Annotated in this window: 15 protein-coding genes; 12 read left to right on the top strand and 3 right to left on the bottom strand. The window is 73.2% G+C overall.

Going from position 1 to position 16263, the window contains the following annotated elements:
- The first annotated feature begins 74 nt into the window (after positions 1-74).
- A complete protein-coding gene (locus AB0G79_RS02595; RefSeq protein WP_360798909.1) occupies positions 75-779 on the top strand; it encodes a GntR family transcriptional regulator in 705 nt (234 codons plus the stop codon).
- Positions 780-875: 96 nt separating this feature from the next.
- Positions 876-1526 carry a hypothetical protein gene (locus AB0G79_RS02600; protein ID WP_360798912.1) on the top strand — a complete coding sequence of 217 codons (651 nt, stop codon included), beginning with the start codon at positions 876-878 and terminating at the stop codon, positions 1524-1526.
- Positions 1527-1648: 122 nt separating this feature from the next.
- On the opposite strand, the gene AB0G79_RS02605 is transcribed toward AB0G79_RS02600, so the two are convergent.
- Entirely contained in the window at positions 1649-2353 is a 705-nt protein-coding gene (locus AB0G79_RS02605; protein WP_360799179.1) for an SLATT domain-containing protein, read from the bottom strand.
- 267 nt (positions 2354-2620) lie between these two features.
- On the opposite strand from AB0G79_RS02605, the gene AB0G79_RS02610 reads away from it, so the two are divergent.
- The 10 genes from AB0G79_RS02610 to AB0G79_RS02655 all read left to right on the top strand — a co-directional run bounded on the left by AB0G79_RS02610 (position 2621) and on the right by AB0G79_RS02655 (position 13633).
- Positions 2621-2956: a YbaB/EbfC family nucleoid-associated protein gene (locus AB0G79_RS02610; protein WP_360798915.1), complete on the top strand. Its 336-nt coding sequence runs from the start codon at positions 2621-2623 to the stop codon at positions 2954-2956.
- Between the two features lie 71 nt (positions 2957-3027).
- Complete coding sequence (gene recR / locus AB0G79_RS02615; protein ID WP_360798918.1) at positions 3028-3627, top strand: recombination mediator RecR; 600 nt, start codon at positions 3028-3030, stop codon at positions 3625-3627.
- A 56-nt stretch (positions 3628-3683) separates the two neighbouring features.
- Complete coding sequence (locus tag AB0G79_RS02620) at positions 3684-4343, top strand: DUF5063 domain-containing protein (RefSeq protein ID WP_360798921.1); 660 nt, start codon at positions 3684-3686, stop codon at positions 4341-4343.
- A gap of 7 nt (positions 4344-4350) precedes the next feature.
- Positions 4351-6354, top strand: a complete 2004-nt coding sequence (locus AB0G79_RS02625; RefSeq protein ID WP_360798923.1) for a tetratricopeptide repeat protein — start codon at positions 4351-4353, stop codon at positions 6352-6354.
- Between the two features lie 4 nt (positions 6355-6358).
- Positions 6359-6781, top strand: coding sequence for a hypothetical protein (locus AB0G79_RS02630; protein WP_360798926.1), 423 nt, complete (start codon positions 6359-6361; stop codon positions 6779-6781).
- Positions 6778-8649: a tetratricopeptide repeat protein gene (locus AB0G79_RS02635; RefSeq protein ID WP_360798929.1), complete on the top strand. Its 1872-nt coding sequence runs from the start codon at positions 6778-6780 to the stop codon at positions 8647-8649. The genes AB0G79_RS02630 and AB0G79_RS02635 overlap by 4 nt, the downstream gene beginning before the upstream one ends.
- 124 nt (positions 8650-8773) lie before the next feature.
- Complete coding sequence (locus tag AB0G79_RS02640) at positions 8774-10045, top strand: aspartate kinase (protein WP_360798932.1); 1272 nt, start codon at positions 8774-8776, stop codon at positions 10043-10045.
- Positions 10042-11133: an aspartate-semialdehyde dehydrogenase gene (locus AB0G79_RS02645; RefSeq protein WP_360798935.1), complete on the top strand. Its 1092-nt coding sequence runs from the start codon at positions 10042-10044 to the stop codon at positions 11131-11133. The genes AB0G79_RS02640 and AB0G79_RS02645 overlap by 4 nt, the downstream gene beginning before the upstream one ends.
- Positions 11134-11396: 263 nt before the next feature.
- Positions 11397-12176: a SigE family RNA polymerase sigma factor gene (locus tag AB0G79_RS02650; protein WP_360798938.1), complete on the top strand. Its 780-nt coding sequence runs from the start codon at positions 11397-11399 to the stop codon at positions 12174-12176.
- On the top strand, positions 12173-13633 hold the full coding sequence (locus AB0G79_RS02655; RefSeq protein WP_360798941.1) for a hypothetical protein: 1461 nt from the start codon (positions 12173-12175) through the stop codon (positions 13631-13633). Before AB0G79_RS02650 ends, AB0G79_RS02655 begins: the two co-directional genes overlap by 4 nt.
- A gap of 29 nt (positions 13634-13662) precedes the next feature.
- On the opposite strand, the gene AB0G79_RS02660 is transcribed toward AB0G79_RS02655, so the two are convergent.
- Both AB0G79_RS02660 and AB0G79_RS02665 read right to left on the bottom strand, forming a co-directional pair.
- Positions 13663-14403 (bottom strand): SURF1 family protein, encoded by a 741-nt coding sequence (locus AB0G79_RS02660; RefSeq protein WP_360798944.1) that lies wholly within the window; start codon positions 14401-14403, stop codon positions 13663-13665.
- A gap of 23 nt (positions 14404-14426) precedes the next feature.
- Positions 14427-16244, bottom strand: coding sequence for a prolyl oligopeptidase family serine peptidase (locus tag AB0G79_RS02665; RefSeq protein ID WP_360798947.1), 1818 nt, complete (start codon positions 16242-16244; stop codon positions 14427-14429).
- Positions 16245-16263 lie beyond the last annotated feature (19 nt).

Here is a 16263-nt window from a genome sequence, read left to right on the forward strand (position 1 = left end):
ATCCGATCGCCGTACCGGGGAGGTTCCCTCCGTTTCGACTAGGGTGTCCGTCACCCGGACGGAGGGGGCCTTTCATGCCCGCGAGCGGAGCTGTCACCCGCAACACCCTGCGGCGGCAGATCGCGGACGCGCTCCGTGACGAGGTGCTCGCGGGCCGTCTCAAGCCCGGCGAGGAGTTCACCGTCAAGCAGATCGCCGAGCAGTACGGCGTGTCCGCCACGCCCGTACGGGAAGCGCTCGTCGACCTCTGCGCGCAGGGGCTCCTCGACTCCGACCAGCACCGCGGCTTCCGCGTGCACGAGTTCTCCATCGACGACTACCGGCGCATGGTCGAGGCCCGGATGCTCGTCGTCGACGCCCTCTTCCGCCGCTGCGAGCCCCGGACCGTGCCGCCCGAGGCCGAGGCGGGGGCCGGGTTCGGCGTCGCCCTGGTCTCCGTACGCCGCAGGGGCGAGGCCGCGGCCCGCGCCGCCCGCGCGGGCGACCTGGACGTCCTCATCGGCTACGACATCCGGTACTGGGGCGAGCTCGGGCGGCTGATGGCCGCCAACGACTACCTCGCCGACTTCCTGCACCGGCTGCGCGTCCAGGCCTGGGTCTTCTCCGTGCCGTACCTGCGCTCCGAGCGGGACGTCCTCGGCTGGCTGTGGAGCGGCCACATCGACCTGCTCGACGCGGTCACCCGCGGCGACGCGGACGCGGCGGTGGACGTCGTACGGGCCTACAACGCGCACTCCCTGGAGTGGGCGGACCGGCTGGAGAGCCGGAAGCCGGGTTGAGAGGGGGACTCCGGGGGCAGTTCCTGAGCGGGTGGGCGTGGTCGGCGCCGCCGACTACCCTGGCCGTCCCTGCAACCGACGGAGAGCGAGCCTCCCTTGGCCTGTGACCTGTGGCTGGTCCCCCTCGTCGACGTGCTGTGCCACAGCCCCGACAACCCCTTCGCGGAGGAGATAGCGGCCTACGACGCCGTGCTCAGCGCGTCCGGCCTGCCCACCGTGCCCGTCTACGCGTACATGCCGGGGCTCTCCGGCGACGTCGCGCCGATCGCGGGCTTCGACTACGAGGCCCTGCACTTCCTGCGGCGCGCGTACCTCCTCCAGATGTGCGGGCTGCCGGTCGAGCCGGTGGGCGAGCTGGGCGGGGACTACGAGCAGCTCCTGGAGATGTTCGAGGCGACCGCCCAGCAGTCGCACCTCGTCTGGCACTACGACCACGCCGGGGCGTACGTGCCGGTCGACTTCCCGGTGCCGCTCTCCAGCGACCAGCTCCTGGAGGGCGGCGGTCCGCTCGGCTCCTCGTACGGGCTGCTGCGGGAGCTGGAGTTCGTGGCGCCCTCGATCGGCATCGACCACATGAACCCGCCCGCGGCCCCTGCGCCGCCGGAGCGCCCGACCTCCCTGGAGGAACCGGCGGCGACGGTGCCGTACGAGGACGGGCCCTTCGCGCGGGAGCGCCACGTGTGGCTGGGACTGCACGCGGCGGCGACCAGGAGCCTGGCGCAGGGCTCGATGATCATCCTGAGCTGAGCTGGTCGGATCTGAGCTGATCCGGTCAGATCTGAGCTGAGCAGAGCTGAGATGAGGGAAGGGGGCCCCACCCGGCGTAGAGGGGGATTGCCGGGTGGGGCCCCCTTTGCTCTCGTCCCGTCTCAGCGGGCCTCTGGCGGCCGCTGCCGCGGCATGTTCGGCCGGGTGCCCGGGGGAAGCGGGAAGCGGCCGGAGACGTGGGGGCTCTCCGTGCGCGTGGGCATCACCCCGACGGACTGGAGGGCCAGCGGCGCCGGCCCCGAGCGGAACTCGACCATCCAGTCCGCGGTCTCCGCCCGGACGAGCTCCGTGACGTCCTCCGAGAAGCGGCGGAGCACGCCGAGACATCGCTCGGCGGCCTCGCTCGCGGTCCCCTCGGTGGGGCCGAGGACCTCCCGGACGCTCTCGGAGGCCCAGTCGAACTGGAGGGCCTGGAGACGGCGCTGCACGGCCTGGGCCGTGGCCACGTCCCTTATCCAGCCCGAGGTGAGGCCGAAGTACCGGTCGCACGCCATGCAGGCGGCGCCGAGGAGCAGCGACAGGTAGCCCCAGCCGGCTGTGCCCTCGGCGGCCCCGGTCAGGTCCAGGAGCGGCAGCGCCGCGCCCGCGATCACGCCGACCGCGGTGCCGATCCGCAGGAGCCGGGCGGTGCGGCGCTTCCACACGCGGTCGGAGAGGTACCACTCGGCCGTGCGCAGGGCGTTGCCCTCGACCCAGCGGTAGAGCTCGTCGAGCCGTTCGGCGGGCTCGCCCCAGTCGCCCAGGGGGAAGGGCGTACCGGTCAGATCGCGTGGGACGGCCTCCCCGGGCTGCCCCGGCGGCTGCATCTCCGGCTGGCTCACCGGGGGACTCCTCTGTTCAGCTCAGCGCTCGTGTCCTTCTGTGACGTGCGGTGCACGTGGTGCCTGCCCTTCCTACCGCCGAATGGTGGGCGGCGGGCCCGGAATCCCGGGATTTCCGCCCGCAAGGGGGTGTTGATCAGGTAGAGGAGTCAGCAGTTTCTCACTCGAAAGAGTGATGGAGGCAGGGCGGGCGGCGAGCACGTAGGCTCGTGCGTACCCGATAAACGGACGTACCGAACCTCAGGAGTGACCGTGATTCCCGGTGGTGGCCAGCCCAACATGCAGCAGCTTCTCCAGCAGGCCCAGAAGATGCAGCAGGACCTCGCCCGCGCCCAGGAGGAGCTTGCCCGTACCGAGGTCGAGGGCCAGGCCGGCGGCGGCCTGGTCAAGGCGACCGTGACCGGCTCGGGCGAGCTGCGCGGCCTCGTCATCGACCCCAAGGCCGTGGACCCCGAGGACACCGAGACCCTCGCCGACCTGGTCGTCGCCGCCGTGCAGGCCGCCAACGAGAACGCGGCGCAGATCCAGCAGACGAAGCTCGGCCCGCTGACGCAGGGCCTCGGCGGCATGCCGGGCCTGGGCTTCTGACCCGTACGCCTTCAAAGGCGTACTTCCAGCCGATACCGTAAGAATCAAGCACTCCCGAGAAGGGCGTTCCGTTGTACGAAGGCGTGGTCCAGGACCTGATCGACGAGCTGGGCAGGCTGCCCGGCGTCGGTCCCAAGAGCGCGCAGCGGATCGCCTTCCACGTCCTCCAGGCCGAGCCCACCGACGTACGACGGCTGGCGCACGCGCTCCTGGAGGTCAAGGAGAAGGTCAGGTTCTGCGCGGTCTGCGGCAACGTGGCGCAGCAGGAGCAGTGCAACATCTGCCGCGACTCCCGGCGCGACCTCACCGTCATCTGCGTGGTCGAGGAGCCCAAGGACGTCGTGGCGATCGAGCGGACCCGCGAGTTCCGGGGCCGGTACCACGTCCTCGGCGGCGCGATCAGCCCGATCGAGGGCGTCGGCCCCGACGACCTGCGCATCCGCGAGCTCCTCGCGCGGCTCGCGGACGGCACGGTCACGGAGCTGATCCTCGCGACCGACCCCAACCTGGAGGGCGAGGCCACCGCGACGTACCTCGCGCGGATGCTCAAGCCCATGGGCCTCAAGGTCACCCGCCTCGCCAGCGGGCTCCCGGTCGGCGGCGACCTGGAGTACGCCGACGAGGTGACCCTCGGCCGTGCCTTCGAAGGCCGGAGGCTGCTAGATGTATGACGACCGTGACGACCGGGTCCGTGCGCACGACGGCGCACTCTCAGGGAGGCTCCTCGATGTCTGACGCCACGCTCCACTCCGTCACGCAGGATCCCGCCGACTTCGCGGTCCAGATCGCCGACTCGGTCGAGAGCTTCATCGTGGCGACCACCGAGGTCGCCAAGGGCGACGAGCCGGACAGCGCCGTGCCCTTCCTGCTCCTGGAGATCTCGCAGCTGCTGCTCGCGGGCGGGCGGCTCGGCGCGCACGAGGACATCGTCCCGGACGAGCGGTACGAGCCCGACACGGGCCCGGAGCCGGACGTCGACGAGCTGCGCGAGCGCTTCGCCGTGATGCTGGAGCCGGTGGACGTCTTCTCCGAGGTCTTCGACCCGTACGAGCCCCGCAAGGCGCCCGTCCCGGCCCGGATCTCCGACAACCTCGCCGACATCGTCGCCGACCTCCGCCACGGCCTCGCCCACTACCGCGCCGGCCGCACCAGCGAGGCGCTCTGGTGGTGGCAGTTCTCGTACTTCTCCAACTGGGGCCCCACGGCCTCGGCCACCCTCCGCGCCCTCCAGTCCCTGGTGGCCCACGTCCGCCTGGACCAGCCCCTCGCGGCCCTCGACGGCCTCGACACGGACGAGGACCTCACGGAGGACGACCTGGCGGAGGAGGCGGGCCGCGTGATGATCGAGGAGATCGCGGGACCGCTGGGGCTGCGAGAGCGGCTGTAGGCCGTAGGTGGGGGAGGGGTTAGCGGCTTCGGGCGACCGGTCGGTCGCGGCCGGCGGGAACATCGGGAGCGTCGTCACCGGCGACTTCTCGACGCTGGTCGAACAGGGTGTGGTGCTCCCGGCCGAGGCCCTGGCCGTCCCCGACGCCGGCCTGGTCCACCTCCCGGACCGCACGGCCCTCTTCGTGGGCCGCGAGAAGGAACTCGCCCTCCTGGACGACGGCCCCTGGCCGGGCGTGCGCGTGCTGTGCGGCCTCGGCGGCATCGGGAAGTCGACCCTGGCGGCCCACTGGGCGTCGGGCCGCCTCGACGGCCACCACCCGGTCTGGTGGATCACGGCGGAGACCCCGGCGGAGCTCGACGCGGGCCTGGCGGCCCTGGCACGTGCGATGCACCCCACGGTGGTGGGCGTGCTCCCGGACGACGCCCTGCGGGAACGGGCGCTCCAGTGGCTGGCGACCCACGACGACTGGCTCCTGATCCTGGACAACGTCTCCGACCCCGCCGATCTCAGGCCCCTGCTGGCAAGGGGCGTACGGGGACGGGTCCTCGTCACGTCCCGCCGCGCCACGGGGTGGCAGGACCTGGGGAGGACGGTGGCCCTTGAGGTCCTGGACCCGGAGGACGCGGCGGGTCTCTTCACCCAGGTCTGCGGGTCAGACGACGGCGTCGGCGAACTGTGCGCGGAGCTTGGCTGCCTGCCGCTGGCGCTGCGGCAGGCGGCGGCGTACTGCGCGGAGGCGGGGATCACGCCGCGCGCGTACGGGGAGCTGCTCGCCGCGTATCCCGCCGAGATGTTCGCTGCGGTGGCGGAGGGCGGGGAGGAGGCGCGGACGGTCGCGCGGGTGTGGCAGGTGACGCTGGGGCGGCTCGGCGACACCCCCCGGGCTGTCTTGGTGCTCCACGCCATCTCCTGGTGGGGACCGGAAGGGATCCCGCGTCGGCTCCTGGAGCCGCTGGGCACGCCGGTCGAGGTCACGGAGGCAGTGCGGCGCCTGGCCGCGCACAGCATGATCACGCTCCGGGGCGGCACGTTGTCGGTGCACCGCCTGGTGCAGGCGGTCGTACGGGAGCACGCTCCGGCCAAGGCGGAGGCACGCGAGCTCGCCGAGGCGCTGCTCCATCTGGGCATGGAGAAGGACCCGGATCTGAAGGTCGCCGCGCACGCCGAGGCGCTGGCGGGGTACACCGATCCGGCGGAGGACGCGGCCGAGGCGGCGTTCCTGTTCCAGAGGGCCGGGACGCTGTTCGGCATGCACGGGTCCTTCAGTCAGGCCCGCACCCTCCTGGAACGCTCGTGGAGCAGTCTGCGCCGGGTGTTCGGCCCGGACCACGAGGTGACGCTGGAGGCGGGAGACAGTCTCGCGGTGGCCTGTGACGTGCTCGGTGACCCGGCACGCTCCGTCGAGCTGCTGGAGCAGAAACTCGCCCACCAGGTCAGGGCCTTGGGGGCCGACGATTCCAGGACCCTGCGGACCCGCGGGCGTCTCACCGAGGTACGGGTGAAATGCGAGCCCGAGCAGGCGGAGACGTTGCTGCGTGAGTACGCGGCGTACTGCGACGGCACGCTGGGCCCCTTTGATCCCCGGACGATCGACGCACGGCGTGTGCTGTTGAGGAGCTGTTCCCCCCAGGATGTGGCGGCGCTGGAAGCACTTTTCTCGGATGCCGCCCGTGCCGTACCGGAGAGTCCTGATCTGCACGACCGGATCACGGACGACCTGGTGGTGGCGCTGCTCAGGACAGGGAGGCCGGAACGAGCCCTCGTCCTCGCCGAGGCAGCCGTGGAAAGCCACGTCGGGCGCTTCGGGGCGGATTCCCCGCGCACTCTGGTGGCGCGGGGGTTGGCCATCGAACTCCTGATGCGCGCGGGGCAGCCGGAGCGGGGACGTGACGCGGCGGCCGTCCTGCTGGAGGACTGCCTGCGGGTGCTCGGCGAGGGAGAGGTGACGCAGCTGGTGCGGAGGCAGCTGCTGCTGGCCTCCGGGCCGCCCCCTCCCCTGCCATCATGAAGGCATGACAACCCATCCCCCCGCGCGCTCAAAGGTGCTCCTGTGGAGCGGAGTTGGCCTCGGAGTCGCCGGGATCGCCGCCCTCGTCGCCGTCGCCCTCACCGACCTCGGCAAGGCCGACCAGATGGCCAGCGTCGCGGGCGCCGTCCTGGCGGCCGTCGGGGTCGGCATCTCGCTGTGGTCGCTGCGGGGCGGGCGCCCGGGCGGCGTCGAGGCCTCCGGCGAGCGGTCCGTCGCCGCCGGCGGGAGCATCGGGGCCGTCGCCACCGGCAACGGGGCGCAGGCCCCGGCCGCCCCGGCCGCCCCGGCCGCCCCGGCGGCCATGCCGGGCTCCGCCCCGGCGAACCCCGGTCCCGTCACCGCCTCCGGTGACCGTTCCGTCGCCGCCGGTGGGGACATCGGGAGCGTGTCGACGGGCGACGCGTGAGCGCGGAGGCCTCCGGTGAGCGTTCCGTCGCCGCCGGGCGGGACATCGGGTGGGTGCACACCGGCGACCGGGTGACCGTGCTGTCGGCGGAGGCCGCGGGGCCCGTGCGGTGCCCGGACGGGATCGTCAACGTGCCCCGCAAGTCCGCCCACTTCGTCGGGCGCGCGGACGAACTCGACGCCCTGGAGGGTGCCGACGAGCCGCTCGTCGTCGCCGGGCTCGGCGGCGTCGGGAAGTCCTCGCTCGTCGCCCGGTGGGCGCTGCGGCAGGCGGGAGCCCGCAACCCGGTGTGGTGGGTCGCCGCCGAGAGCCGTGCCGACGTCGACGCCGGGCTCGCGGCCCTCGCCGCCGCGATGCAGCCGGAGTTGATCGACGTACTCCCCCAAGAGGCCCTGAGGGAAAGGGCCTTGCAGTGGCTGTCCACGCACGACGGCTGGCTGCTCGTCCTCGACAACGTCACCGATCCGGGTGATGTGGAGGGCCTGTTGGCACGGGTCGGGCGGCGCGGGCGGGTCGTCTTCACGAGCCGGTCCACGGACGGCTGGTACGGGATCGGGCGGGTGCTCGCGCTGCCCGTCCTGGCGGCGCCGGAGGCAGTCGACCTGTTCACGCGGGTCGCGACGCACGCCGGGCCCCGGGACACGTACGGCGCCGACGTCCTGTGCACCGCCCTCGGGCAGCTGCCGCTGGCCGTCGAGATCGCCGCCGCGTACTGCGGACGGACTGCCACACCGCCCGTCGCGTACCTGGCGGAGCTGGACGCGGGCGGCTGGCCGGGGAACGCCGAGGACGCCGTCGCCCGGACCCTGCGCGTCTCGCTCGACCGGCTCGCCGCGTCCGACCCGTACGCGGGGGAGCTGCTCCGGCTGCTGGCCTGGTTCGGCCCGGACCGGATCCCGCCGCTGCTGCTCCCGCCGGGGCCGGCCGCGCGCCGGGCGCTCGGGGAGCTCGCCGCGCACAGCATGGTCACGCTCCACGAGGACGGGTCGGTGTCGGTGCACCGGCTGGTGCAGGCGGCGGCGCGGCGGCCGGATCCGCAGGATCCGCACCGGGCGCCGGGGTCGGTCGCGGCGGCGCGGGCGGCGGCGGAGGAGGCGATCGTGGCGGCCGTGCCGGGGGACCCCGAGGTGCCGGCCCGCTGGGAGACGTTCCGTCTGCTGGTGCCGCACGTCGAGGCGTATCTGCGGCATGCCGCCCCGGAGAGCGACGGCGCGGGTCTGCTCGCGAAGCTGGTCAAGGTCCGCACGTACCTGGTGCTCTCCGGGGCGCGGGGCGCGGCGGTCGGCCTGCTTGAGCGGGCGCTCGCCGCCGCCGAGCGGCTGTACGGGACACGGCATCCGGCCACCTTCACGATGCGGGCCGGGTTCCTCAGCGAGTCCGGAAGCCCGGAAGAGGCGGCCGCCCTGGTGCGGGACATGGCCGAGGAGGTCGGGGCCGACGACGAAGGCACGCTCCTGGCGCGCAGGATCCTCGTGCAGGTCCTGAAGCAGGCCGGACGGGGTGGCGAGGCGATTGCGCAGTACGAGGAGCTGGTGGCCGACCTGACGCGGGTCATGGGGCCGGACGACCGGCGCACCCTGGGGGTGCTGGCCGACCTCGCCCGGGCGTACATGGTCGAGGGCCGGGTCCCGGAGGCCGTCGACGCGGGTTCGCGCGCGACGGCCGGACTGTGGTCCGTCCTGGGAGCGGAGCGCCTGGAGACCCTGGAGGCCCGGTTCTTCTTGGCCGGCATCCGGATGGTCGCCGGGGACATGGACGGGGCTGTCGCCGACCTCCGCGAGCTGCTGCCGGTCTTCGTACGTGTGCTCGGTGAGGACCACCCGTACACCGCGGCCGTGGTGACCGGCCTGGCGGAACTCACCCGGTGATCACCCACTGAGCGTCACATCTCAGGATGTGATATCACCCCGGCGTTTTTCGGGCGCTCGTTAGACTGAGCCGATCGCAGCGAGACGGCTGCGGCACACACGGATTGTTGAGCGAGGAGCGCACGTGGGCCTTGTCGTGCAGAAGTACGGCGGCTCCTCCGTTGCCGATGCCGAGGGCATCAAGCGCGTCGCCAAGCGGATCGTCGACACCAAGAAGCACGGCCACCAGGTGGTCGTCGTGGTGTCGGCGATGGGCGACACGACGGACGAGCTGATCGATCTCGCCGAGCAGGTATCCCCGATCCCTGCCGGTCGTGAGTTCGACATGCTGCTGACCGCCGGAGAGCGGATCTCCATGGCCCTGCTGGCCATGGCGATCAAAAACCTGGGCCACGAGGCCCAGTCGTTCACGGGCAGCCAGGCAGGTGTCATCACCGACTCGGTCCACAACAAAGCGCGCATCATCGATGTCACGCCGGGCCGGATCCGTACCGCCCTCGACGAGGGCAACATCGCCATCGTCGCCGGCTTCCAGGGCGTCTCCCAGGACAAGAAGGACATCACCACGCTCGGTCGCGGTGGTTCCGACACGACGGCCGTGGCGCTCGCCGCCGCGCTCGACGCCGAGGTCTGCGAGATCTACACCGACGTCGACGGTGTGTTCACGGCCGACCCCCGTGTCGTGAAGAAGGCGAAGAAGATCGACTGGATCTCCTTCGAGGACATGCTGGAGCTCGCCGCCTCCGGCTCCAAGGTGCTGCTGCACCGGTGCGTCGAGTACGCGCGTCGCTACAACATCCCGATCCACGTCCGTTCCTCGTTCTCGGGGCTTCAGGGGACGTGGGTCAGCAACGAGCCGCAAGGGGACCGCAAGGTGGAGCAGGCCATCATCTCGGGCGTCGCCCACGACACCTCCGAGGCGAAGATCACCGTCGTCGGCGTCCCGGACAAGCCGGGCGAGGCCGCGGCCATCTTCCGCGCCGTCGCGGACGCCGAGATCAACATCGACATGATCGTGCAGAACGTGTCCGCGGCCTCCACGGGCCTCACGGACATCTCCTTCACCCTGCCCAAGGCCGAGGGCCGCAAGGCGATCGAGGAGCTGGAGAAGGCGAAGCCGGCGATCGGCTTCGACTCGCTGCGCTACGACGACCAGATCGGCAAGATCTCGCTGGTCGGCGCCGGCATGAAGACGAACCCCGGCGTCACCGCCGACTTCTTCAAGGCGCTCTCCGACGCCCACGTGAACATCGAGCTGATCTCGACCTCCGAGATCCGCATCTCGGTCGTCACCCGCGCCGACGACGTGAACGAGGCCGTGCGCGCCGTCCACACCGCCTTCGGTCTGGACAGCGACTCGGACGAGGCCGTCGTCTATGGAGGCACCGGCCGATGACGCCGAAGCCGACGCTCGCGGTCGTCGGTGCGACCGGAGCCGTCGGCTCGGTGATGCTCCAGATGCTCACGCACCACGCGGACGTCTGGGGCGAGATACGCCTCCTCGCCTCCCCGCGCTCGGCCGGCCCCAAGGCCTCCGTGCGCGGGGAGGAGTGCGAGATCCTCGCGCTCGGCGAGGAGTACGAGCACCACCTCGACGGCGTCGACGTGGCGCTGTTCCTCGTGCCCGAGGCGGTCGCCGCGCGCTGGGCGCCGGTCGCCGCCGCGAAGGGCGCGGTCGTCGTCGACGCCTCCGGGGCCTTCCGCCACGACGCCGACGTGCCGCTCGTGGTCCCCGAGGTCAACGCCCACGCGGCGCTCGTACGCCCCCGGGGCATCGTCGCGAGCCCCGGCTGCACCACCCTCGCGCTGATCGCGGCGGTGGGCGCGCTGCACGCCGAGTTCGGCGTCGCCGAGCTGGTCGTCACCGCCCAGCAGGCGGCGAGCGGCGCCGGTGCCGGGCAGGCCGGCGTGGACGCCCTTCGCGCGCAGCTCGGTCTGGTGGCCGGCGGCGGGGACCTCGGCACCCACCCCGGTGACGTGCGCCGCGCCGTCGGCGAGAACACCGGCCCCTTCCCCGGACCCCTCGCGCTGAACGTCCTGCCCTGGTCGGGCACGGCCGGCGAGGACGGGGCCGCGGGGGTCCACTCCTCCGAGGAGGAGCGCGTACGGGACGAGACGCGGCGGATCCTCGGGAATCCCGGGCTCCGGATCGCCGCCACCTGCGTACGGGTGCCGGTCGTCACCGGTCACTCCGTCTCCGTGCACGCCCGCTTCGAGCACCCCGTCACCGTCGGGCGCGCCCACGAGGTCCTGGCGACCTCGCCGGGGGTCGTCCTCGTCGACGACCCGGCCGCGGGCGACTTCCCCACCCCGGCCGACGTCGTCGGGACCGATCCCGCGTGGGTCGGACGGGTCCGGCGGTCGATGGACGACGAGCGCGCGCTCGACTTCTTCGTCTGCGCGGACAACCTCCGCAAGGGCGCCGCCCTCAACGCCCTCCAGGTCGCCGAACAGATCGCCGCCTCGTTTGTCGGGGATATGTGAGTTCTGTGAACGAGTTGTGATCAATAATGCGTCAGAACGCTCTTGAACTGCGGTGATGCCGTGGCTGACGATGCACTTCCCCCTCGCTGCAACCAGTAGTTGGGCGGGTCGCGTCTCTGCGTTCACCCACGAATGTGTGGCGCGGACACGCGGTGAAAGCAGGGCATCGGGGGAGAACGGTTACGCATGAGGACAATCGGGTCACCGGCGAATTCGGTGACGTGCGCGTACAACCCCGGCCGGGTCAGACGAGTCCAACAGGCGTGGCAGAGGTACTCGACATCGCGACCATCGCCCCGCTGCGCGGCGGCCGGGCGTTGCTCCCCCCGCGGAGCGGCACTCCCGTGCCCGTGCGGGGTGGCGTCGTCGTTCCCGTACGGAGCGCGCCGGACGCGCAGGCCAGAGGCGCCGTGCTCCTCCCGTTCGGCCGGACACGCGGACTCGGTGGCCTGCCGGTGATCGCGCCCGTCCCCGCAGGACCCCGTACGAGCGCGACGGTGGACGGCATCCCCGCCCCCCGCGCGAGCGCCGAAGGCGCGGACTCGCCCGGCACCACCGTCGACCACCTCACCGAGACGTACCGTGCCCACTACCGGTCGCTGCTCGGTCTCGCGGCGCTCCTCCTCGACGACACGGCCTCCTGCGAGGACGTCGTGCAGGAGGCGTTCATCCGCGTCCACTCCGCCCGCAAGCGCGTCCGCGAGCCCGAGAAGACGCTCGCGTACCTGCGCCAGACCGTCGTGAACCTCTCCCGCTCGGCGCTGCGGCGCCGGATCCTCGGCCTCAAGCTGCTCTCCAAGCCCATGCCGGACATGGCGAGCGCGGAGGAGGGGGCGTACGACCAGCTGGAGCGGGACGACCTGATCAAGGCGATGAAGGGGCTCCAGCGCAGGCAGCGCGAGGTGCTCGTGCTGCGGTACTTCGCGGACATGACGGAGGCCCAGGTCGCCGAGACGCTCGGGATATCGCTGGGTTCGGTGAAGGCGTACGGCTCGCGGGGCATCGCCGCGCTGCGCGTCGCGATGGAGGCGACGACGGCATGAGCCACGACGAGTACGGCGGACGTGACGTCCCCGAAGAACACGACGAGCTGAGCGGACGACGGATGCTGAACATCGGGGCCGGCGGCGAGCACGACGGCGGACCCGGTGACTCCGGTGACGCGGGTGGCACGGGGGACTTCGGTGCCGCCGGGGGTTCCACGGGCTCCGGGGGCACGGGGGGCTTCGGAGCCTCCCGGGGCTCCGGGGGCTCCAGGGGTTCCACGGGCTCCGGTGACCTCGGCGGTCTCGTCGGCGCCATCGCTGGCGGTACCGCCGGTGGCGGTACCGGCGGTACCGGCGGTACCGGCGGTGGTGCCGGTCGCGGTCCCGGCGCCGGTCCCGGTGGTGAGGACGACACCGAGCTCGCGCTCCGGCGGCTGCTGCACGGCGCCGTCGCCGGGCTCGAACCCTCCGGCGGCTCGCTGGAGCACCTGCGCCGGGCCGTGCCCGCGCGGCGCGCCCGCAAGCGGCAGGCCGTCGTCGGCGCCGCCGCCGCGGCCGTCCTCGTCGGTACGGCCGTCCCGGCGTTCGTGCACGTCGCGAACTCCGGCGGCACCGTCACCGCCCACTCCGTCAACGCCGGGCACGGCGAGGAGGCCCAGGGCGGCACCGGCGCCGACACCGGCATCGAGGGCGGCAAGGCCACCACGCCCCCGGCCGCCACGGTCTCCCCGGTCCAGGGCTCCGCGCCCGACGGCGCCGAGGACACGACCGGGCCCCGGCCGACGACCACCGCGCCCTCCACCAGGGTCTCCACCTCGAAGCTCCCGGCCTTCGGCGACGCCGTGCCCTGCACGCCGGCCCAGCTCGCCGTCGCCTCGGCCTCGGCCGGTGGCGCCGACGCCACCGGGACGGTGTACGGAGCGTTCCGCATCGCCAACGTCTCCGAGGAGAGCTGCGTCGTCAACGGCTCCGGGCTCGTCGGCTTCGAGGCCAGGGGCGCCGCCGACCCGGGCCGGATCGGCATCGTCGCCCACACCGCCGGGGACGGCACCGCCCTGCCCGACCCCACGCGCGAGTCGTACGCGACGGTCCTCAAGCCGGGCGGCTCCTACGCGCTGAAGTTCGCCTGGGTGCCGAGCAGCACCTGCCCGACGACCGTCACGGCCTCGCCGACCCCGCCGCCCACGACGGCACCGCCGACGACCCCGCCGACGACTCCGCCGCCCACGACGGCACCGTCCACGACCCCGCCGAGCACCGCGCCGACCACGGAACCCCCGGGCACCACCGAGCCCTCGGCGAGCACCGACGCGGGCACGGGCACGGAGACCTCCACGGGCGAGGGCGGCGGCCTCGCGCCGCAGCTGCTCCCGGGCGCCGACGACCGCGCGCCGTCGGACGGCAGCGTGGTGGTCAGCCACACCGCCGAGCCCGGCGGCCCGGTCGCCTTGGTGACCGTCCCCCACGCCTGCGCCGGAACGATCTTCCGTACGGGGCTCATCGCCGGTTCCTGAGCCGGCGGGGGTGCTGGGCCGGGAAGCCTCTAGAGGCCCAGCGCCTCGTCCCGGGACGCCTCCGCCTCGCGGCGCACGAGGCGGAACCACATGAAGAGCACGAAGCCGGCGAAGACGAACCACTCCGCCGTGTAGCCGAGGTTCTGGAAGGCCTTCGCGTCCAGGCCGGTTCCCTCCGCCGCGGCCGCGGGGACCGGGGTGAGGCCTGCGGGGGAGTCGGCGAGGGTGATCCAGGCGTCGTACACGTCCTCCGGGACCACGTTCACCAGCGAGGCCGCGCTGATCATGCCGAGCTGGCCCTCGGGCAGCCCGCCCGCCGTGCGCACGCCCTTGGTGCCGAGCGTCTCCGAGGCCTGGAGCGCGCCCACCGCCGTGACCTCGCCGGTCGGCGGGGCCGGGGCCTTCGCGCCCTCGGGCAGCCAGCCGCGGACCACCGGGAGCGACCGGCCGCCGTCCGTCCTGAGGAGCGTCAGCACGTAGCTCCCGGTGCGGCCGTCGAGCGCGCGGTCGGGGACGAGGAACTGCTCCCCGTACCGTCCGCGGGCCTCGGCGGGCCGCCCGGAGGTCTCCTTGTCGACCGGCAGCAGCGTGTCCAGCGGCGCCGCCGCCACCGAGCTCGCGGCGGGCCGCTCCTCCGCCTCCCGGTGGGAGTCGACGCGGTCCTCGAACTTGCCCAGCTGCCAGGTGCCCATGAACACGCAGAACGGGATCGCCAGGAGGACGAAGACGTTGATCCCCCACCAGCGGGGCGTTTTCAGGAACCGGTACACACCCCCACGGTACGGGGGCCGGATCAGCCGGCCGTCGGCCGGGTCCCCAGGTGCTTCGCGGCGAAGGCCAGGTCCAGGGCGACCTGCTTGATCCGCTCCTCCACGACGAGCGAGCCGTGGCCAGCGTCGTACCGGTACACCTCGTGGACCGCTCCCCGGGCGGCGAGTCTCTCCACGTAGTTGTCGATCTGCCGGATCGGGCAGCGCGGGTCGTTGACGCCGGCCGAGATGTGCACCGGCGCCTTCACCGCGTCCACGTACGTCAGCGGCGACGAGGCGGCGTACCGCTCGGGGACCTCCTCGGGCGAGCCGCCGAGCAGGGTGCGGTCCAGCGCCTTGAGGGCCTCCATCTCGTCCTCGTACGCCGTGACGTAGTCCGCGACCGGGACGGCGGCGAGGCCGACCGCCCAGGCGTCGGGCTGGGTGCCCAGGCCGAGCAGGGTCAGATAGCCGCCCCAGGACCCGCCGGAGAGGACCAGCCGCGCCGGGTCGGCGAGGCCGCTCCCCACCGCCCACACGCGGACCGCGTCGACGTCCTCCAGCTCGATCAGGCCGACCCGGTGCTTGAGCGCGTCGGTCCACTCCCGGCCGTATCCGGTCGAGCCCCGGTAGTTGACCCGCACCACCGCGTACCCGTGGTCGAGCCAGGCCGCCGGGCCCGAGGCGAAGGCGTCGCTGTCGTGCCAGGCGGGGCCGCCGTGCACCTCGAAGATCGTGGGGAACGGTCCCTCGCCCGCGGCGGGCCGCTGCACGAGCGCGTGGATCCTGCCGCCGGGCCCGTCCACCCACACGTCCTCCACGGGCAGCGACGGCGGTGCCTTCGGGCCGGGCGGGTCGAGGACGATCCCGCCGTCCGTGGACCGCACCACCGGCGGCTCGGCGGCCGAGGACCAGAGGTACTCCACGCTGCCGTCGGGCCGCGCGGTCGCGCTCGACACCGAACCCGCCGGGGTCTCCACCCGGACGAGCGCGCGCGTGGCGATCTCGTACCGGAAGAGCTCGCTGCGGGCCTCGAAGCCGTGGACGACCAGCAGCCCGGACCCGTCCGGGTACCACTCCGCCGACACGTCGCCCGGCAGGTCGATCCCGAGGTCGGTCTCCCTGCCCGTCGCCACGTCCCACAGCATCGGCTCCCAGCGGCCGCGCCGCTGGTGCGCCACGAGCAGCCGCGTGTCGCCCGCCACCGGGGCGAAGCCGAGGACGGCGAGGCCCAGCTCCTCCGTGCCGCCCTTGGTGTCGTCCAGCTCCGCGACCACGCTCGCGTCCGCCGCCCGCAGCACCCGCAGTGCCGAGTGCATGGCGTCCCCGTGCTCGGTGTGCTCGATCGCGACCAGCGAGCCGTCGTGCGCGAGGTCGCCGACGCCGGCGGACTCCCGGTGCCGGTAGATCTCGACGGGGGCCGCGGCCCCCGGCCGGAGCAGATGGACCGTCGAGCCGTCCTCGTCGGTGGAGCGGCCGACCACGATCGTGCCCTCCCGGCCGATCGCGAGACCGCCCGGATAGGAGGCGTCGAGGCCGGGCACGGCCGGCTCGTCGGGGCCGCCGTCGAAGGGCTGGCGCATCCACACGCCGAACTCGTCGCCGTCGGTGTCCGCGAACCACCAGATCCACGCGCCGTCGGGGGACAGCGTGCCCTCCGTCGTCCCGTTCGGCCGGTCCGTCACCTGCCGCTGCCCGCCGGTCGCCCGGTCCCAGGCGTACAGCTCGTACGTCCCCGTCGCGTTGGAGACGAACAGCGAACGGTCGGGGGCCTCCTCGGCCCATTCGGGCAGCGAGACGCGCGGCGCGCGGAACCGCTGCTCCCACGCGGGGGTCTCCTCGAAATCCTTGCTCTCGGTCATGGACCCCATCATGCTCCGC

It is taken from the genome of Streptomyces sp. NPDC020807 (assembly GCF_040641575.1).
In the GTDB taxonomy this organism is placed as follows: domain Bacteria; phylum Actinomycetota; class Actinomycetes; order Streptomycetales; family Streptomycetaceae; genus Streptomyces.